At 53.7% G+C, this 19,552-nt stretch carries 13 protein-coding genes and 1 pseudogene; 8 read left to right on the top strand and 6 right to left on the bottom strand.

Features of this window, described 5'->3' with window-relative positions; all coding sequences use genetic code 11:
* Positions 1-81: 81 nt before the first annotated feature.
* Together BLR00_RS12770 and BLR00_RS12765 are read right to left on the bottom strand one after the other, a co-directional pair.
* A complete protein-coding gene (locus BLR00_RS12770) occupies positions 82-2,229 on the bottom strand; it encodes a hypothetical protein (protein ID WP_074633231.1) in 2,148 nt (715 codons plus the stop codon).
* A gap of 124 nt (positions 2,230-2,353) precedes the next feature.
* Entirely contained in the window at positions 2,354-4,282 is a 1,929-nt protein-coding gene (locus BLR00_RS12765) for a bifunctional diguanylate cyclase/phosphodiesterase (RefSeq protein WP_074633228.1), read from the bottom strand.
* A 151-nt stretch (positions 4,283-4,433) separates the two neighbouring features.
* On the opposite strand from BLR00_RS12765, the gene BLR00_RS12760 reads away from it, so the two are divergent.
* From BLR00_RS12760 to BLR00_RS12745, 4 genes are all read left to right on the top strand, one after another.
* Complete coding sequence (locus tag BLR00_RS12760) at positions 4,434-5,357, top strand: histone deacetylase family protein (RefSeq protein WP_074633225.1); 924 nt, start codon at positions 4,434-4,436, stop codon at positions 5,355-5,357.
* A 170-nt stretch (positions 5,358-5,527) separates the two neighbouring features.
* Positions 5,528-6,811, top strand: coding sequence for an ABC transporter substrate-binding protein (locus tag BLR00_RS12755; RefSeq protein WP_074633223.1), 1,284 nt, complete (start codon positions 5,528-5,530; stop codon positions 6,809-6,811).
* A complete protein-coding gene (locus tag BLR00_RS12750; RefSeq protein WP_074633220.1) occupies positions 6,799-10,935 on the top strand; it encodes a PAS domain S-box protein in 4,137 nt (1,378 codons plus the stop codon). The genes BLR00_RS12755 and BLR00_RS12750 overlap by 13 nt, the downstream gene beginning before the upstream one ends.
* A 264-nt stretch (positions 10,936-11,199) precedes the next feature.
* Positions 11,200-12,429, top strand: a complete 1,230-nt coding sequence (locus tag BLR00_RS12745) for an EAL domain-containing response regulator (protein WP_074633219.1) — start codon at positions 11,200-11,202, stop codon at positions 12,427-12,429.
* Between the two features lie 76 nt (positions 12,430-12,505).
* Here the strand turns inward: BLR00_RS12745 and BLR00_RS12740 are convergent, their stop codons facing one another.
* A complete protein-coding gene (locus tag BLR00_RS12740) occupies positions 12,506-12,874 on the bottom strand; it encodes an Mth938-like domain-containing protein (RefSeq protein ID WP_074633217.1) in 369 nt (122 codons plus the stop codon).
* Between the two features lie 251 nt (positions 12,875-13,125).
* Here BLR00_RS12740 and BLR00_RS12735 point away from each other — a divergent pair, with 251 nt between their 5' ends.
* The 3 genes from BLR00_RS12735 to thrC all read left to right on the top strand — a co-directional run bounded on the left by BLR00_RS12735 (position 13,126) and on the right by thrC (position 17,277).
* Complete coding sequence (locus BLR00_RS12735; protein ID WP_074634311.1) at positions 13,126-14,355, top strand: pyridoxal phosphate-dependent aminotransferase; 1,230 nt, start codon at positions 13,126-13,128, stop codon at positions 14,353-14,355.
* 92 nt (positions 14,356-14,447) lie between these two features.
* Positions 14,448-15,764, top strand: a complete 1,317-nt coding sequence (locus BLR00_RS12730; protein WP_074634310.1) for a homoserine dehydrogenase — start codon at positions 14,448-14,450, stop codon at positions 15,762-15,764.
* Between the two features lie 91 nt (positions 15,765-15,855).
* Entirely contained in the window at positions 15,856-17,277 is a 1,422-nt protein-coding gene (gene thrC, locus BLR00_RS12725) for a threonine synthase (protein WP_074633216.1), read from the top strand.
* A gap of 217 nt (positions 17,278-17,494) precedes the next feature.
* On the opposite strand, the gene BLR00_RS12720 is transcribed toward thrC, so the two are convergent.
* Positions 17,495-17,773, bottom strand: coding sequence for a hypothetical protein (locus BLR00_RS12720; RefSeq protein ID WP_074633215.1), 279 nt, complete (start codon positions 17,771-17,773; stop codon positions 17,495-17,497).
* Positions 17,774-17,971: 198 nt separating this feature from the next.
* The gene (locus tag BLR00_RS16845; protein WP_074633212.1) at positions 17,972-18,694 is read right to left on the bottom strand and encodes an Npun_F0296 family exosortase-dependent surface protein; all 723 of its coding nucleotides are present in this window, start codon (positions 18,692-18,694) and stop codon (positions 17,972-17,974) included.
* 296 nt (positions 18,695-18,990) lie between these two features.
* Between BLR00_RS16845 and BLR00_RS17240 the strand changes: the two are divergent.
* Positions 18,991-19,105 (top strand): annotated as a pseudogene (locus BLR00_RS17240) (IS3 family transposase); the annotation flags it as partial.
* 24 nt (positions 19,106-19,129) lie between these two features.
* On the opposite strand, the gene BLR00_RS17235 reads toward BLR00_RS17240, so the two are convergent.
* Positions 19,130-19,321, bottom strand: a complete 192-nt coding sequence (locus BLR00_RS17235; protein WP_074633205.1) for an ArdC-like ssDNA-binding domain-containing protein — start codon at positions 19,319-19,321, stop codon at positions 19,130-19,132.
* Positions 19,322-19,552 lie beyond the last annotated feature (231 nt).

Raw genomic sequence — 19,552 nt, 5'->3', positions numbered from 1 at the left:
GCGATTCTCCGAAGAAGGTGAGATTCATTTTGAGAGACAATAAAAAAACGTGCGCTGTGGGTGCATGCCCGTCTATCCTTGCTACTGAATGGGAGCAGTCCCAAAAATTCCCATGAACCATAAGCCGATCAAGGCCACAATGATACCCACGATCAACATGTAATAAGGCCATACCGGTTTTTTTTCCTCAAATGGATCGGTCAGCGAGCGTCGTGCGCCTTGCGGCAAATGAGCGAGCTTGGTCAACGACGTGCCAAAGGGAATATTGATGCGTGCACGAGCGTTGATCGCCCAGCCGTTCGCATCCAGTACCGGGCCCAGGTTGCGTTTCTTTAACTTGAACCAGGCTACAATCATGGCCGGTCCCGAAATCAGCAACATCAGACCGAATATGGCCAAGGGTATCTGCCAGAATTTTAATCCCAGTATTCCGCCGACCACTGAAGCAAGAATGCCGCCGATAGCGCCTAGCGCCAGTCCTATTGCAGCAAAAATCCCGGCGAATTTGCCTACATCGAAAGGGGGTTTGGGCGGTGGAGGGGGGGTGCCGGCTGCCACCGGCGTGCCGGTCTCCACCGCTGCCTTGATCAGCTTCTCATCTGCGGCGGCAGCCCTCGATGAGGCCATTTTTTGCAGTTGCTCGCTAATAAACTTGCTCAGTTTTTTATACGGCGACCAGAATGCCTGCCGAATGCTGATCGGATGGTCGAGGATGCGCACAATGGTGGCGTCCCAGTCCTGGCCTTTCCGGTCATAGAAAATGCCATTTCGGCCGACCATGAGAAAATCAGAATCACCGGCGGTAAAGGCAGCGGCAATACTTATTTTTTCCGCGCCACCGTTGCGCACACAATCGCAATAAGCCAGATACAGGCCGCTCATGTTGGCGAACTCCGCGTGTTTGCCTATATCCTCAACCCTGATACACAAGTCGCAGCTGCGCCCATCCAGGTACAGTGTACCCAGCTGAAATATCGCTTTATCTCGCCCGGTGTAGAAGCTGCGGAACGATACGAAATTATTGACCAGATTGAACAAATCACGGTTATAGCGCAACAATTTTTCCACCGAGCGGATTGCCTTTACCTCGGTTTCCACCGCCTTGTCCTGACCAATCAAATTATCGATTGCCTGCTTATGCTTGCTGACGAAAATCTCGCGCAAGCGCTCTCCGCCCAGCTCTTCCGCGGAACAGGCCGGTTTAGCACTTTGCCATGCATCAAACGCCGTAAACTTGACGCAAAGTGCCACCCATTCCGCCGCGAAAAGGCTATCTTTTCTGCCAAATAATGGAACAATGGCTTGCTCATACAGGGCGTCCACCTGTTTCTGCCAGGCGGGATTCACACCGGAGATTAATGGCAGGGGCTTGTCGGGATCCACCGTCGCCAGCGGAAAATTTGCTATATCGGTGTTTTGCGCCGATAGCGTTTGCGCAGCAATATTTTGATAATCCTCCGCTGAACGGCTTAATGGTACCGCCGCGCGCGCATCATAAGCGGCCAGTTGGCAGCGCGTGAAGTAGTCGCTGACCTTGTCCCGGATGGCGTGAAAAGCGTCGGCCGCCGCTTGCGTCTTCTCGCCCAGAAACCGGATATCGGCATCGCCGTTCGCACTCGCCTGCCAATCCGCATAGGCGGTAACTTCGGCAAAGAAGGCATCGCTGATTTCCTGATTAATGCCTGGATTCCCGCTTAAGTCGGCAACCGAGCCGCGATACTTGATGATGTCTTCAACCGTCTTGCGCAATCCCGCATCCGCGATCTGGCCGGTATGAATCACGCCATCGCCGTTGAATTCCAGACCCGCGACAAATTTCTCGATGTCGGCCATGTCCGCAAGGGAAATCTCTGTCGCATCAGCTTTATCCAGACATTTGAGAATGTACTGCGCTGAGACGAGTACCTGTTGTCCTTCTTCACTGCTATCGTCTATATCGGCCAGGGCCACGGAATCCGAACCTTTGACCAATAGATCGGCGTTTTTCAGCAAACCGCCTGCCCAGCCGATGGCTGAGAGGATCTCATTCGCATGCACATGTGCATCCGCATCATGGTCGATCAAGTCGAGCGTTTTGTTGTCGAACTCTATCCCGCGTGTCGGACAACTCAATGCCACCCATAGCTTCTGATCCAGTTCCTTCAAAGCCAGCAGATCTGCTCCACTATCAATTTGCACCTGATCGAAACCGCCTGCCCGGAAAAAATGCCATGTATGTGAGGAAGCCATGATCTATCCTTATAATGGATGGTTGATGGGAGGCGCGAAACTGTAGAGTATAGGAAAGTTATAGCTATGTATTTAAATATATCAAGATAAATTGGGACGGGTGATGCCTGGAACCGTGAGGAATTTACTTCACGCCGGGTCCGGTAACGCCATCCAGGCCCAGCCTTATCAATGTCTTCTGTTCAGCCTCGTTTTGTACGGCAACGGCAATGACGATGATACCAATACTGTGGGCCAGGCCGCATAAACCTTTCAGGAACCTCTGATTATTCTTTTTCTGATTGATGCCGCGTACGAAGCTGGCGTCGATCTTGAGATAGTCGAGGCCGAGATCCGTGAGTTTCTGGAATTCGCGGAAATGGTGGCCAAAGTGCTCTATGCCAATACGGCAGCCGAGTTCCTTGAAGGTACGGCAGAAGTCACGGAAAGCTTCAAGCTCGCGGAAAGCGCCGTATTCCGGTACCTCAAGCCAAAGCCGTCGACATAGTTGTGGATATTGGCTCAGTAGCTGCGCGAGTTTGTTGCGGAAACCCCAATCGCTTATGGTTTCAATGGAGAGATTGACCGCGAGTTCACCGGCTTGGGATTGCAAGGGTTCGAGGGCGTGGCGAATGACATTCAGATCGACGGGTCCCGTGAGATTGAGGCGAGCGGCGATGGCGATGAAATCGCTTGCGGCCAGCCAGTCTCCATCACGCTGGGCCTGGAGACGGATAGCGGCTTCCTGATGCAGTTGCGCCCCGGCCGGATCAATCACGGGGTGAAACACCAGCTTGAAGCGGTCTTCATTCAATGCATCATTGAAGAAATGGCGCCAGTCACCGATATTGGCGGCAGGCATAAGAGAATTTCCGGATTGCCCGGTGATAACGTGCCAGGCATTGATACCCTGCCTCTCGGCAGTGGCCAGCGCAGTATCGGCGTTGGCAAGAAGCTCATCTGTTTTGTCGCCATGTTGATAACGGATAGCGCCGATGTGGCAGAAGTCCGCAATTTCACCATCAATCTGTGGCGACAGTGCAGTGAGTTCCAGGGTCAGTTGACTTGCGAATTGACCGGCATTATCGATATTTGGAATGATCAGCACAAAATCCGACCCGTTCAAACGGGCGGCCAGACGATCCGGCGTCTCGCTGGCAACGTTTCCTAGAAGCGAGCCGATCTGACAAAGCAGATTGTTAGTCCCGGTGTGACCAAGTTTCCGGTTAATTTCCGCCAGATTGTTGAGGCGTATGATCAGAAGGATACCGCTTTGTGCATCGCCTGGGGCGGACTCTTCGCCAGGCAATATGCTACGGAGATGGCTCATGAAGTAGTCACGGTTGGCCAGGCCGGTAACGGGATCATGATGGATTTGCTTGTGCAGGGCTTCCAGTCGCGAAGTCTCCTCGATAAACCTGTTATGCAGGCGTCTTACCAGATCATTTATGGCGCGGGCGATACTACGCAGCTCTGGTATGCGGGGTTCGGAGATGGTGAGGAAGCGCCGTTCCGTAATTGCCTCGGCTTGGCCGACCATCGCGGCCAGTGGCCGCTTGATGCGATGCAATATCAGCATGCCGATGAGTCCGCTGAGGGCGCCTGCCATCAGAAACCAGATTATCAGTGTTTCAGTTTGCTCCCAAAGCGCCTGGTGGGCGAGGTGAGTGTGACTGACCACCTTGACGACGCCAAACTGCATCCAGCTGTCCGAAATTTGGGCACGGCCTGCTTCGGCCTGTATGGGAAAGAGATCAATAAACCATCCGGGAACAGCGGTGTCTACCCGGTCTTGTGCCCGTTCAGCGACTACTGTGCCATCGGGAGAGGTAATCGAAATAGTCTCATACTGGCCGCTATCGAAAAGTGCCGTAATCTGCAGCCCGATCGTAGTGGGATCTTTGCTCAGTTGAGATATGGAAAGCGCGAGGGAATTGGCGCTATCGATGTTTTTTCGATGAAGCTGCTGTTCAAGATAGCTTCGCGTGCTTTGCATGCTTACCGCAAAGCTGCCGATAAAACTCGTTAGAGTAACCAGTATAACGGCCAGCCAGAGTTGTCGAAAAAGAGACATTGAACGCCTGATTTTTTTATTTGTTGAAGTTAAAGCGGATTCTGTCTCAATACGCCGGGTAGTATGAGGCAAAGGTTATCACGGAGTGGGCAGTAGTTTCAATTTTGAGCTGCGGCTACCCCCTTTTAGAACAGGAGATTACCGATTACGTATGCGTACCGCTTTCATTTCCCATCCCGATTGCCTGCTGCACCATATGGGCCCCTATCATCCTGAACGTCCGGCACGGCTCAAGGCCATTGAGGATGAGCTGGCCGCTTCCGGTCTGATGGATCGGCTGGAGCGTCATGTTGCGCCGTTGGCAACATTCGAACAATTGAAACGCGTGCACACGCCAAAGTATATCGCTTCATTGGCTGCCGCGGCGCCCTCCACCGGGTTCGCGTATCTTGATCCGGATACGGCAATGAATCCGTACAGCCTGGCCGCGGCTTATCGTGCCGCGGGGGCGGTGATTCTGGCGGCTGATCTGGTGATCGGTGAGCATGCGGAGAATGCTTTTTGCTGCGTTCGCCCACCGGGTCATCATGCGGAGCGTAACCGGGCAATGGGTTTTTGCCTCATTAACAATATCGCGGCGGGCGTCGCCCATGCCATTCAAGCGCATGCTTTGGAACGCGTGGCGGTAGTGGATTTCGATGTGCATCACGGTAACGGTACCGAGGATATTTTTCGAAATAATCCGCGAGTCATGATGGTTTCCATTTTTCAGCACCCATTTTATCCTTACGGCGGTGTTACGGGCCGTTCCGGGCGTATGGTCAATATCCCGCTGGCAGCCGGTAGCAACGGCCATGCATTCCGTGCGGCAGTGAATGAATTCTGGTTACCGGCGCTCAAAAGATTCAAACCGCAGATGGTGTTTATTTCCGCCGGCTTTGACGCGCATCGAGATGATGATCTTGCTTCGTTGAATCTGTTGGAAGCCGATTACGCATGGGTAACAGGAAGAATCAGGGAGATTGCGCATGAATATGCCAACAATCGGATTGTATCGGCTCTGGAAGGGGGATATGCGTTACCTGCATTGGGACGAAGTGTGGCGGCCCATTTGAAGGTTCTGAACGAACCCTGACCCGGATCGCCGTCCTGAAATCGTCGAGAGAGATATTTCTTCAGGATTTATTCCGTAAGACGGCCATTGTGTCTATGATAGAAAGGGGTAGTATTGAGATTATCTATCTGATTATTGGGTTGTGGGTTGTTTGAAGGGCGAGTTTTATCGTACAGGGAAGATTAAGCTTGATGGGCAGCTATAAAACGCGCGTTCTCCTTATTTTCCTCGCCATCCTCCTGGTTGCCAGCGTCATGATATGGCGACAGCACTCGGCCGCGGAGCTGAGTATCAGGATCGGGGTGCTGCACTCCCTGTCAGGTATCCTGGCGCCGAGTGAAAAACCCCTGGTGGATGCACTCCAGCTAGCCATTGAGGAGGCCAATGCGGTGGGGGGGGTCAATGGCCGGAAGATCGAGGCCGTGGTTGTCGATTGCCGCTCCGATCCGGTTTATTGCGCCGAGCAGGCGGAGCACCTGATCACCAAAGAGCAGGTGCAGGCGCTGTTTGGCTGCTGGACATCGGCCTGTCGCAAAGCGGTGAAAGCGGTCGTGGAAAAACATGACCACCTGCTCTTTTACGCCCTGCAGTATGAGGGAATGGAGCAGTCGCGTGAGGACATGAGACAGTCGCTCAATATCCTCTATGGCGGCGCTGTGCCCAACCAGCTGATGATGCCGGCGGTGCATTGGGCACTGAGTCATCTCGGCAAGGCGAATGACCGTAACAAACGCGGCAAGCGAATCTATCTGGTGGGATCGGATTATATCTTTTCGCGCGTGGTGCACATTCTCATAAAGGACTTGCTGGCCGCACATGGTGCGGAAGTGGTAGGGGAGCGATATCTGCCTTTGGGCCACACCGATATGGGGGAGCTGGCGGCGGATATCCTGGGTCAGCGGCCGGATATGGTATTGACCACCATCAATGACACCGACAATGCCGGGTTCTTTCGGGCGATCGCCAAAAGTGGAATCGTCCCCGATGAGATACCCGTCCTGTCGTTCAGTGTTACCGAGGTGGGACGGACCACTCAGGATTTTCAGACGATGACGGGCCACTATGCCGCGCGAAGTTATTTTCAAAGTATTCCGTCACCCAAGAATCAAGCTTTCGTGAACCGGTTCCGCGACCGTTTCGGTCAGCATGCCGTGATCGACGGGCCCATGGAAGCCTCTTATGTCAATATGCAGATATGGATCAACTCCGCACTTGAAGCGGGTTCCGGGGATGTGGCCCAAGTGCAGCGCACACTCCTGCGCCAGAGCATGCCCGCGCCCGAAGGGGTGGTATCGGTCGATCCCATCACACACCATGTATGGAAGGTAGCGCGCGTCGCCAAAGCTCGCGATGACGGCCAATTCGATGTTGTCTGGGAATCGGGGCGGCCACTTGAGCCGGCGCCATTTCCCACCTACCGGTCGCGCGAAGAGTGGAATCAGTTGCTTGGCGCTGTTTCGGGGTGGGAACCGTGAAATTCACCTCCCTCACGCAGCGTTTCGCGGTGTGGTTCATGGGTTTTTCGTTGCTGCCTATCCTGATTATTGGTTACAGTCTGCTGCGCACGTTCGAGATCGAGATGCAGAAAACGGCCATTCAGCAAGTTTCGGCCATCGCAGACATGAAAGCGGAACAGATCGACAGCTATCTGCGTGAACGCCTTCTCGATGCCAGGGTTATACAGACCGATAGCGCCATACGTGCGGCCATGCGCGAATTTACCCAGGTATATGCCCGGGGCGGGGTGAAATCCGAGGCCTATCGTCAACTGGATGCTCGATACCGTGAGCAATTCAAACGTTTTGTCGAGGAAGCGGATTATTATGATCTGTTTCTGATTTCCCCCGAGGGCTTAATCGTCTATACCGACGCCCATGAATCAGATTTCGCCACCAGCCTGATCACCGGTAAGTATCGAAACAGCGGCCTGGGTATTGTGACGCGCGAAGCGCTGGATACGCTGCAGAACGGCGTCTCGGACTTTGAACATTATGAGCCGTCACGCGACAGGATTGCGGCTTTCATGGCATTTCCCATCGTGGTTGAGGGGAAACTCGAAGGCGTACTGGCGCTACAGATCTACAGTGAACGCGTGTTTCAGGTGGTGCAGGACAATGTGGGGCTGGGGGCGAGTGGTGAAACCGTGCTAACCCGGCTTTTGAACGAACGTACCGCGCTGGTGATGGCTCCATTGAAGCATGCGCCCAATGCGGCGCTGGAACTCAAGATACCCCTGAATAATGCGCCGTTCTCGGTGGTCACTCAAAGTGGTCTGCATGGCGAGCGTGGAGGCGGCCTGAAAATGGATTATCGCGGCAAGGAGGTGGTCGCGGCGTGGCGGTACCTGCCTCGCATGAACTGGGGCATCGAGGTCAAGATGGATGCGGACGAGGTATTTGCTTTCCTGCAACGGGTGCGCACGCTCAGTTTGCTGATTCTCGGTCTGACGCTCTTCGCCACCATCCTGGGCGCAATCTTGTTTAGCCGGCGTGTTGTCACTACGCTGAAGAATCTCAGCCATAGTGCCCAGCACATCGCCGCGGGTAATCTGCAGCAGCGCGTGCCGGTGGTGGGATGGGACGAGATCGGACAACTCGCCAGCACTTTCAATACCATGACGGAACGTCTGAATGCCAGCAACCGGGAAAGGGAAGGCGCTGAAAACAATCTGCGACAACTCAATCAGGAGCTGGAAAATAGAGTCGCGGCGCGTACCGCCGATCTGGAGCTTGCCAATGCAGCCCTGATCAGCAAGGAGGAAGAAACGCGCTCCATCGTCGAGCATATGATGGATTGCATTATCACTATCGACGATAAAAGCATCATCCGCTCCGTCAATCCTGTTATCGAAAAACTCTTTGGTTACACCCGCGATGAAGTGATCGGTCAGAATATTTCCCTGATTATGCCCGAACCCCATCGTAGCGCACACGATGGCTATGTCGAGCGGTATTTCCGGACCGGACGCGGCCGCTGCGAATTCGATCACATTCTCACACTTGAAGTCGAGGGACTGCATAACATTGGCATGGGCCGTGAAGTTGTAGGCCGGCACAAGAATGGCGAACCCATTGATCTATACGTCGCGGTCAGCGAATATTTCGTCGGGGGGAAGCGCTATTTCACCGGTATTCTGCGTGACATCCATGAGCGCAAACAGGTGGAGCAGGCTTTGCGTGGAAGCGAACAACGTCTGCGGGCCATTGTGGATAATCTGGCTGCCCTTGTCGGCGAAACGACACCCGACGGCGTTTTTGTGGAGATCAATCGTACCGCTCTGGAAGTGGGCGGTCTGCGGAGCCAGGACGTCATCGGCAAGCGGCTCGATGAAACATGGTGGTTCTCTTATAACCCGGAAGTGCAGAAACAAACTCGCGAGGACATTGATCGGGCTCAGGGTGGTGAGATAGTGCGTCGCGATGTCGAGGTGCGCATTGCCAACGGCGGTCTCATGACGATCGATTTCATGCTTGTGCCGGTCCGTGACACCGAAGGCCAGGTGGTCAAATTGATACCTTCAGGTGTTAATATCAGCGAAAGGGTCCGTATCATGAAGGACCTGGAGCAGGCCCGGCTGGATGCTGAGCAGGCCAACCAGGCTAAATCGATTTTTCTTGCAGCCATGAGCCATGAGATACGCACGCCCATGAACGGTGTGATCGGTATGGCGGATGTGCTGCAGCAAACCAGCCTCAGCGGCTATCAGATGGAGATGGTCGATCTGATCCGTGAATCGGCTTTTGCCCTGCTGGAAATCATTGACGATATTCTTGATTTTTCCAAGATCGAGGCAGGCCGGCTGGAAATTGAAGAAGCACCCATGTCGGTCGTGAATGTGGTGGAGAAGGCTTGCAACATGCTCGAAAGCCTGGCTTCAAGAAAAGGAGTGGAACTTACCTTATTCCTTGATCCGGCGATTCCCGATGAAGTTCTGGGCGATGCGCTGCGCTTGCGTCAAGTCCTGGTCAACCTCGCCAACAACGCCATTAAATTTTCCAGTGGGCAGCATGAAGCGGGCCGGGTGTCGGTACGCGCGTTATTGGCGGGCCATAGCCTGGATCAGGTAACGGTGGAGTTTCAGATATCCGACAACGGCATTGGCATGAACGAGGAGACTCAGGGGCGGCTCTTCACCTCTTTCACTCAGGGGGATGCCTCCACGACGCGCCGGTTTGGCGGCACCGGACTGGGGTTGGCGATTTCTCATCATCTGGTGCAATTGATGGGGGGAGAAATTACAGTGCAAAGTGCACTGGGCAAGGGTTCCATTTTCACCGTGCGTTTATCCTTCGTGCCACTGCCAGCCAAACCCATCAGTGCCAAAGTTGTAGATCTGGCCGGGGTTTCCTGTCTGGTACTGGGCGACGAGAAGGGATTGAGCGACGATCTGGCGGTATATCTGAAACACAGCGGCGCAACCGTTGAGCGCGTAACGGATCTGGCGGCGGCCCGGAAACGAATCGATACACTGCCATCCGGTTTATGGTTGCTTGTCATCGACGCCGGACATGATGTGCCACCCGTCGAGGAATTGCGTGTCGCCTGCCGTTCCCGGCCCGATCTCGATCCGCACTTCGTGGTCCTTGAGCATGGACATCATCAACCCGACATCGAGCCCCGTTTCGTTGTAATCAGGCGTGGACGCCGCCGTCATGAGCGCTCCGAAGCGGTGGATACCGTTACGCTGGACGGCGACGTCATGCATCGCGACGCTTTTCTGCGGGCCGTGGCGATCGCGGCAGGGCGGGTCCATGAGGAAGCGGAAGCGCAGCAGGCCGACAAGGTCGAGGCGGTGGTTGCGCCATCGCGCGAGAAGGCCATGCGCGAAGGCACGTTGATCCTGGTGGCTGAGGACAACGAAATCAACCAGAAAGTGATTCGTCAGCAGCTCTCGCTGCTCGGCTATGCGGCGGATATCGCCGGAGACGGCCAGGAAGCGTTGAAGCGCTGGGAGAGCGGCAACTATGCGCTGCTGCTTACCGATCTGCATATGCCGGAAATGGATGGCTACCAATTGACTGCAGCCATTCGTCACGCCGAGCAAGACAAGACTCGAATTCCTATCATCGCGTTCACCGCCAATGCTCTCAAGGGGGAGGCCGAGCACTGCCGCGCCGTTGGCATGGATGATTACCTGAGCAAGCCTGTGCAGCTTGCCCACTTGAAAGCGGTATTGCATAAATGGTTGCCGGTTCCAAAATCAGGTGCCCAGGCGCCTGCGGTGGCCACTGCCCCTGTCACGCCAGCGGCTGCGGATAGATCAATGGATGTGAGCGTTCTCGAAGCGCTTGTGGGGAACGACCCAGCGGTGATCGACGAATTCCTGCGGGACTTTCGTGCCAGTTCCGCCCGAATAGCAGCGGATTTGCGTGCTGCTTCGCAGGCGGGAGAAGCGGCAACGGCCGGCGCGGCAGCCCACAAACTCAAGTCATCGGCTCGTTCGGTCGGCGCACTGGTGCTGGGCGACCTGTGTGCCGAGATGGAAAAGGCGGGGAAGGCGGGCGACATTGAAGCAGTGAAGGCGCTGTTACCCCGCTTCGAATCGGAATTGGCCGTCGTGAATAGGTATATTGATTCGTCGCACGGAACCTCTAAGTGAGCTTCCGGAATATTGCAAGCAGGGTGCCACGGCGGCCGGTGGTCTCGGGGATGGCGAGAAAGGCGAGGATGCGAATGGCGGATTCTCTGCGCTATGAGCTGACAATGCAGGCTATCTACAAAACACCATCCCAGCCGGATTGCTGGTAAAATCAGGTGCTTATCGCGCTTATCGCGGTGCGCTCCCGGCATTACAGGCAAGCCGAGCCATACGGCAAGGTTACGCGGATATTTTTCCGAATAACGATCCGAAGGAAAAAATACTATGGTCGAAAGATCCGCAGTCAGGATTCTGGTGCTTGACGATGAATCCTTCATGCTCAAGCTGCTGAGCCGTATTCTGTCCAATCTGGGGTTTACTTCGGTCACGCTTTGCGATAGCGGGCGAGCCGCCTTGGAGCGAATAGGAGATACGGATTCGCACCCAAACCTGATATTGCTGGATCTCAACATGCCGGAGATGGATGGAATAGAGTTCGTGCGGCATCTGGTTGAGCGGCACTATACCGGTAGCCTCATCCTGGTGAGCGGTGAGGACGAACGCATATTGCAGACCGCTGAAAAACTGGTACAGGCGCATAAAATTCAGATACTGGGTCACCTGCACAAGCCCGTTAAGCCGGATACGTTAGCTGCGCTGCTCGAGAAATGGACGCCTCCGTCCACGGATGGACCCGGAATAACGAAGAAAGTTTACGGAGCAGACGAGTTGCGAGCCGCCATCGACAATGGGGAGCTTGTCAATTACTACCAGCCCAAGGTGGCGGTAGCGAGCGGTGAAGTGGTGGGCGTGGAGACGCTGGTCCGGTGGCGTCATGCTGTCGACGGCATCGTATTCCCCGATCAATTCATCGGGGTGGCCGAAGCCTCTGGCCTGATCGACGAACTGACGCAAGTGGTATTCACCGGAGCAGTGACCCAGGCTAAAGCCTGGCAGCAAGCGGGACTGGCATTGCGGGTAGCGGTCAACGTATCAATGGATAATCTGGCATCGCTGAGTTTTCTGAATTTCGTTGCCGAACTTACGGCCAAGGTCGGCGTGGCGCCCCAGGATATGGTGCTGGAAGTGACGGAAAGCCGGTTGATGCTGGATACACGGGCTCCGCTCGAGATACTGACCCGATTGCGCTTGAAGCGTTTCCGTCTCTCAATCGACGATTTCGGCACCGGGCACTCTTCTTTGGCTCAGTTACGCGATATTCCCTTCGATGAACTCAAGATTGACCAGGGTTTTGTGCATCGCGCCTGGGCCGACGAGACATTGCGGGCAATGTATGATGCGAGCTTGTCCTTGGCGAGACAACTGGGTATGGAAGTCGTGGCTGAAGGTGTTGAAGACCGGAACGATTGGGATCTTCTGTGCCGCACGGGGTGCGATCTGGCTCAAGGGACTTTTATGTCACGGCCCATGCTGGCCACGGATCTCCCCGCCTGGATCGAGAGCTGGCGGGAGCGGGTGCGAAACGAGTTGTCTGTCCCTGCTGTCCAGGAATAAACCTGAATCCGGCAAATCCTGAAGAGGGATCCCCGGTCGCCGGCAGCGTGTCCAGGATGAGCTTATTCACGAATTTCTAAATAAGCAGCGCCGCCGCCACACGCCGTCCTTCCGCTGTCAGTATGTTGTAAGTGCGGCAGACAGCGTTGGTATCCATGACTTCCACACCGATTTTTGATGCGATCAGCGTTTTTGTCAAGGAAGGGTGGGGAAAGCGCAGGGTGGCTCCCGTCCCGAACAATACCATTTCAGGCTGTAATGGGAGCAGAAACTCGAAGTGCTCCACTGTAAGCTGCTCAAAGGTTGCAGCTTCCCAGTTTTCAATGATGCGGTCGGGCAAAATGATCAGACTGCGCTCGTAGCGCGTCTGATTGACCATGACATATCCGGTTCCATAACCGGTGAACATATTTTGTTCGGAAAATCCCGAAAGATGCAGCTTCAAGCAAGGCTCCATTTGCGACGGATTGACGTGTCGGGTAACATTACATGTTTTTTGTATTGCAATAAAGCGGAAACATTAGACGGGACCCGGGAATTTTTCAAGACTTCCCGGAATGATGCCGTAAGAGACTGAATAAAAGATAGCAAACCTGGCGCTGAAACCCTGTTATCGCGACGATCTTTACCGGTGCTTTATAGGACTATTTCGCGGATCAGTTCGTGAACCATTTTGCGGATCAGCCTTCTCAAATCATGCAACCTATACTGAAATCCAGCAAACTGGCGAATGTGTGTTACGACATACGCGGTCCGGTGCTCGACCACGCCAAGCAAATGGAGGAGGAAGGGCATCACATAATCAAGCTCAATATCGGCAATCCGGCGTTATTTGGTTTTGATGCGCCTGCGGAAATTCTGCAGGATGTCATCTACAATCTGTCTGCCGCTTCGGGCTATTGCGACTCCAAAGGCTTGTTCGCCGCACGCAAGGCGATTATGCATTACACGCAGGAGAAGCATATTCACGATGTGCGGATGGAGGATATCTACATCGGCAATGGCGTTTCCGAGTTGATCGTGATGGCCATGCAGGCATTGCTGAACAGCGGCGATGAAGTGCTGATTCCATCGCCTGACTATCCGCTATGGACCGCGGCGGTAGTGTTGGCGGGCGGCACAGCGCGGCATTATGTATGCGATGAGCAAGCCGGGTGGTTGCCTGATCTGGACGATATTCGTTCCAAGATTACGCCGAACACCCGCGCCATTGTCATTATTAATCCCAATAATCCTACCGGTGCGCTTTATCCGGACGATTTGTTGCATGAGATCATTGAGATTGCCCGCCAGCACCACCTTATCATCTACGCGGATGAAATTTACGATAAAGTACTGTACGACGACGCGACGCATACTTCGATTGCTTCATTGGCCGATGACGTTCTTTTCATCACCTTAAACGGGTTGTCCAAGAACTATCGGGCAGCGGGATTTCGTTCCGGTTGGGCAGTGGTTTCAGGAAAAAAACAGTTTGCCCGTGATTATATTGCGGGGCTGACCATGCTGGCCTCGATGCGCCTGTGCGCGAACGTGCCCTCGCAGTTCGGAATTCAGACTGCGCTCGGTGGCTATCAGAGCATTAATGACCTGGTTATGCCGACCGGGCGGCTTATGCGCCAGCGTGATCTGGCCTGGAAATTGCTGACTGATATTCCCGGCGTTACGTGTTTCAAGCCGAAGGCTGCGATGTATCTGTTTCCGCGTCTGGACCCGGAGATGTACCCAATCGAAAACGATCAGCAGTTTGTGCTGGATTTACTGATAGAAGAGAAGGTGCTGCTGGTGCAGGGCAGCGGTTTCAACTGGCCATATCCGGATCACTTTCGCGTGGTATTTTTGCCGAATAGTGACGATCTTAGCGAGGCGATAGGCCGCATCGCAAATTTTCTTGGGCGATATCGCAAGCGTGCCGGGCGTGAGTAAGCCTGAAAATAGACAGAAACATGGTGGGAGAAGACAAGATGTCCCGCCGCATACCCGCTTATCAACCCATCCGCTCATTTAATCCATTCATTATGAAACCCATCAATGTAGGTCTATTAGGTATCGGCACCGTCGGCGGTGGTACTTTCACGGTACTCAAACGTAATCAGGAAGAAATTACCCGCCGCGCCGGGCGAGGCATCGTCATCCGGATGATTGCCGATCGTGATGTGGAGAAAGCGCGCAGGATCGCGGGTGACGATGTCATCATTACCGCCGATGCGAACGAAGTCGTAACAAACCTGGACATCGACATCGTGGTTGAGTTGATCGGCGGTTATACCATCGCAAAGGAACTGACGCTGAAGGCCATCGAAAATGGCAAACATGTCATTACCGCCAATAAGGCATTGCTGGCTTCGCACGGTACGGAAATTTTTGCCGCCGCGCAGAAAAAGGGCGTAATGGTTGCGTTCGAGGCGGCGGTGGCGGGTGGCATCCCCATCATCAAGGCGCTGCGCGAGGGCTTGACCGCCAACCGCATTGAATGGATTGCCGGAATCATTAATGGCACAAGCAATTTCATCCTGTCGGAAATGCGCGATAAAGGGCTGACGTTCGACACTGTGCTGAAGCAGGCGCAAAAACTGGGTTATGCCGAAGCTGATCCAACTTTTGACGTCGAAGGGATCGATGCCGCGCACAAACTCACCATCATGGCCGCAATCGCTTTCGGCATCCCTATGCAATTCAACAAGGCTTATACCGAGGGCATCACAAGATTAACCCGTGAGGATATCCGGTATGCGGAGGAATTGGGCTACCGCATCAAGCTATTGGGCATTACCCGGCGTACGGCCAAAGGCATCGAGTTGCGCGTCCATCCCACACTGATACCCGCGCGGCGGTTGATTGCCAATGTGGAAGGTGTAATGAATGCTGTTGTGGTGAAAGGCGATGCGGTGGGCGCTACCTTGTATTATGGCGCGGGGGCGGGTGCCGAACCCACCGCCAGTTCCGTCGTGGCGGACCTGGTGGATGTTACCCGCATGCACACCGCCGATCCAAAACACCGCGTTCCTCATCTCGCTTTTCAGCCCGACCTGCTGTCGGACACACCCATCCTGGCGATGGAGGAAGTGGAAACCTCATACTATCTTCGATTGCGAGTGATGGATAAACCGGGGGCATTGGCCGATATCACCCGCGTCCTTGCCGATCTGGGCATTTCCATTGACGCAATGGTGCAGAAGGAGCCCAGCGAGGGAGAAGATCAGGTGGATATCATCATGCTTACCCATTTGGCGATAGAAAAAAATATAAATGCTGCAATCGCCAAAATCCAGAAACTTCCATTGATGACCGGTAAAGTGACACGCATCCGGCTCGAAGAGTTGAATAGTAAATAATATACGGGTACCTCCGGAATTTGCTTCCAAGCATGAACAAAGAATATTAGCGCGGAAAACATTCTTTGTTCTTTTCTTTTTGTGGTGAAAAATGCGTTACATTTCAACTCGCGGCGGCATGCCGCCAAAAAAATTTTCCAAAATTCTCTTGGCCGGCCTGGCGCCCGACGGAGGGCTGGCAATGCCCGAAACCTATCCAGAAATCAGCCCGGCCGGATTGGAAGAATTGCGCGGCCTGAGTTATCAGGAGCTTGCATTTGAGATAATTTCCCGTTTCGCGGATGATATCCCCGCCCCTGACTTGCGCAGCATCATTGTGCGTACTTACACCACTGAGTTATTCCAGAGCGAGGAAATTGCTCCGCTTAAAACGCTGGAGCCGGGATTGCACATTCTGGGGTTGTCCAATGGGCCTACGCTGGCATTCAAGGATATCGCCATGCAATTGCTGGGCAATCTGTTCGAGGATGTGCTGACTAAAACAGGTGAAGATCTCAACATCCTTGGCGCCACTTCCGGCGACACCGGGCCCAGCGCGGAATATGCCATGCGCGGCAAGCGCGGCATCCGTGTATTCATGTTGTCGCCGCAAGGGAAGATGAGTCATTTCCAGACTGCGCAAATGTTTTCCTTGCAAGATCCAAATATTTTCAATATCGCCATTCGTGGCGTATTTGACGATTGTCAGGATATTGTCAAGGCGGTCAGCAATGACTATGCGTTCAAGCAGAAATACCATATCGGCACGGTCAACTCGATAAACTGGGCGCGGATTGCAGCGCAGATCGTGTATTACTTCAAGGGTTATTTTGCCGCCACCCGTTCAAACACGGAACAGGTTTCGTTTGCGGTGCCATCAGGTAATTTTGGCAATATTTGTGCGGGCCATGTGGCGCGCATGATGGGGTTGCCGATCAGAAAATTGATACTTGCCACCAATGAAAATGAGGTACTGGATGAATTTTTCCAGACCGGCTGCTACCGTCCACGCGCCACGGCGGAAACGATGCATACCAGCAGCCCCTCGATGGATATTTCCAAGGCTTCCAATTTCGAGCGTTTCATTTTTGACCTGACCGGACGGGATACGGCCAAGGTGAAAGAACTCTGGCGTTCGGTGGATAAAGGGGGTGCCTTCGACCTCGCCGGTACACTCTTATGGGAAAAAGTAAAGGACTTTGGCTTTGTATCGGGAACCAGTAATCATGCAGCACGTATCGCCACAATACGCAAAATCCAGGAGCGATACGGCGTACTGGTGGATCCCCATACGGCTGACGGTTTGAAAGTGGGGTTGGAACATCGCGAAGAGGGTGTGCCGCTGATTTGCCTGGAAACCGCGCTGCCGGTCAAGTTTTCCGAGAGCATTGTCGAGGCAATTGGGCATGAACCGGCGCGCCCGGCGGGATATGAGAACCTGGAAAACTTGCCGCAGCGGTACGTGGTGATGAATGCCGATGCGGATGCGGTCAAGGCATTTATTGTCGAGCAGACCTCGGGAATCCCTGAGTAAATCCAGTATCGACACCAATCAAAACCCGAATCCGGCAGTCGGACGGGGCGGAGGTACAGGAGTAAGTTGTTGCGAGCCACGCTGCCATGCGTCGTAACAACCGTGCAATTTGTCCTGTAGCGGGCTCAACCGAAAGGTAAGAGTCAAATAGCACAAAACATTTGTCATTAATCCTAGGGCTAATCTGATACATGGGCGATCAACCGCCGGATTCAAGTTAATGCTTCTGTCCATCCAATCCGTTAATATTATTGGCTAATACGCCGATAAGATTCTTCATTCCGTCAATTAATAGTTTGAGTTGCGCTTCACTAGGCTCGGCACCCTCAAGAATGGTTAACATTTGATCCTGCGGTATTTCTCCGTACAATGCCTGATGATGAGCAAGATTCAAGGCAAGTAACCGGGTGCATTCGGCAAGCTGCTCTTTTGTAGAGCGCTCAATCAGGTCATCAGCCAGTTTATAGTAACGTTCAAACGTCGATAGGTCAGCCATTACGCTTACCTCTTATGAAGGTTTATCACTTCAAACTCACGTACAACAAGAAAAAAACGCCGGCGCTAGAGAGGAAAGTAAAAGGTAAAACATCCCGTGAAGAGTTCTGACAATAAGCCTTTCCAGCAAACGGAATGGACTGGAGTTCCTGGACAAGATCCGAGAGCAGCCTGCCTTCAATCTGTAAGATCGTCTTAATTATGTGGCCCTGCGACGAGCCATTCCACCTACCATGGCAAGTCCGGCCAACAACATGGCATAAGTTTCCGGTTCCGGAACCGGCGAGATACTCATCGGATCGGGGGGATTTACGGCCAGCGCCACATTATCGAACTCGAATCCGTACCTTGTGCTTGAGGCAACCACTCTATTAAAGGGGGTGTCGGAATTGATGTTTACATAGTGCGTGCCAGCAGCCCCTTGATTGCCATTGGCCATGCTATCAACATCAAGACCGGTGAAATTAAAAAGCAAGGTAGTGCCATCATAGAAGGACAGCGTGTTGTAATCGTCAACCGAACCCCACAGCAAGCCAAAATACTGGTGATATTTATCCAACTGCAGGGTGACCTGTCCGATGCCGGTAGTCAGATATTGGGTCTGGTCGAGGCCATTAGCCTGGGGATTGCCAAATGATGCGCCATTGCCACTCGAAATGAAGGGTGCAACATACCGTCCCGGAACATGCGGAAGGGTGGCCGTGCCGGCGCCCGTACCGCTGAACGTTACCGCGATGCCTCTGGCGCTGAGACCGCCCGTGGTTGCGAGACTATCAAAACTTTCATATACGCCTGCACCAACAGGCACGCCACCCACCGAAGCGCTAAGCGTCGCGGCCGCCATGCTGGCAGACGACACCATGGCAGCGCCAAAGGCAAAAGCCACCGCTCCCGCATAAAACCTGATCGCTCTGTTCAACATCTTGAATCCCCTCTTCTTATGTCTATTTATTTGAATGTTGCTATGTATACAATGGCAACTCGTTATGGTTTGCTTCATATGCCTATAAGCAAATAACATGCCATAATAAAAAATACATATATTCAAATACTTAATAAACTTATCTATCTGCACATCTAAAAATATGCAAACTCCTTCGACATGGACCAAAGTACTAGGAGCCTTCCGCAACCTTAAAAAGAACAAAGAGCTGGCCCCCGGAAATTTGAACAAACGTATAAGTGGAGAATCTGCTGAGCTTTGATATGAAGTAGAAAATGACAAAAAGAGTAAGACGAACGCACTCGGCAGTGTTCAAAGCCAAGGTGGCGCTGGCGGCTATGGCTGGTGGATAAGATGCTGGCCGCGCTGGTGCAACGATTTGAAGTTCACACGCCAATCGGATTACTTCGCTAATCATGCGTAGGGACTTCGCTTTTTCAACGTCGTTGCCGTCATTCCCCGGCTTGCGTTCAAGTGTCTTGAAAAAAACGCGCTGCACGCTTTTTTCGCCCTTGCGCGCACCTGGCCACCCATGTTCGTTGCCTGTTTGCAGGTCAGCCAGCGGTCGCTGGAATACCTCCGCATCATGGCCTCTGCCCACAACACCAGGACGTTGAGGCCCCGATAAGGGGTGCCGGTCTGGTGATTGCAGGGGATGCCGTGCCCTGTTCGTACCTAGGGCCTGTTAACACTTATTTCGCACCCGCGACGTCCCGCCCCTTCGGGTTGCACACAAAAAACGCGGATGCCGCGTTACGAAGCTTGGCCATAGGCCTACTATGGCCTGCGTTTCGCGCCTTGCCTCCGCGTTTTTTGTGTAGCAACGCGGGTGCGAAA

It is taken from the genome of Nitrosospira multiformis (assembly GCF_900103165.1).
GTDB lineage: Bacteria > Pseudomonadota > Gammaproteobacteria > Burkholderiales > Nitrosomonadaceae > Nitrosospira > Nitrosospira multiformis_D.
This window is presented reverse-complemented; position numbering and strand designations above follow the sequence as displayed.

Coding starts and splice junctions, on each gene's coding strand:
- BLR00_RS12770 (WP_074633231.1), bottom strand. CDS start 2,229: ATGGCTTCCTCACATACATGGCATTTTTTCCGGGCAGGCGGTTTCGAT.
- BLR00_RS12765 (WP_074633228.1), bottom strand. CDS start 4,282: ATGTCTCTTTTTCGACAACTCTGGCTGGCCGTTATACTGGTTACTCTA.
- BLR00_RS12760 (WP_074633225.1), top strand. CDS start 4,434: ATGCGTACCGCTTTCATTTCCCATCCCGATTGCCTGCTGCACCATATG.
- BLR00_RS12755 (WP_074633223.1), top strand. CDS start 5,528: ATGGGCAGCTATAAAACGCGCGTTCTCCTTATTTTCCTCGCCATCCTC.
- BLR00_RS12745 (WP_074633219.1), top strand. CDS start 11,200: ATGGTCGAAAGATCCGCAGTCAGGATTCTGGTGCTTGACGATGAATCC.
- BLR00_RS12735 (WP_074634311.1), top strand. CDS start 13,126: ATGCAACCTATACTGAAATCCAGCAAACTGGCGAATGTGTGTTACGAC.
- BLR00_RS12730 (WP_074634310.1), top strand. CDS start 14,448: ATGAAACCCATCAATGTAGGTCTATTAGGTATCGGCACCGTCGGCGGT.
- thrC (WP_074633216.1), top strand. CDS start 15,856: ATGCGTTACATTTCAACTCGCGGCGGCATGCCGCCAAAAAAATTTTCC.
- BLR00_RS12720 (WP_074633215.1), bottom strand. CDS start 17,773: ATGGCTGACCTATCGACGTTTGAACGTTACTATAAACTGGCTGATGAC.
- BLR00_RS16845 (WP_074633212.1), bottom strand. CDS start 18,694: ATGTTGAACAGAGCGATCAGGTTTTATGCGGGAGCGGTGGCTTTTGCC.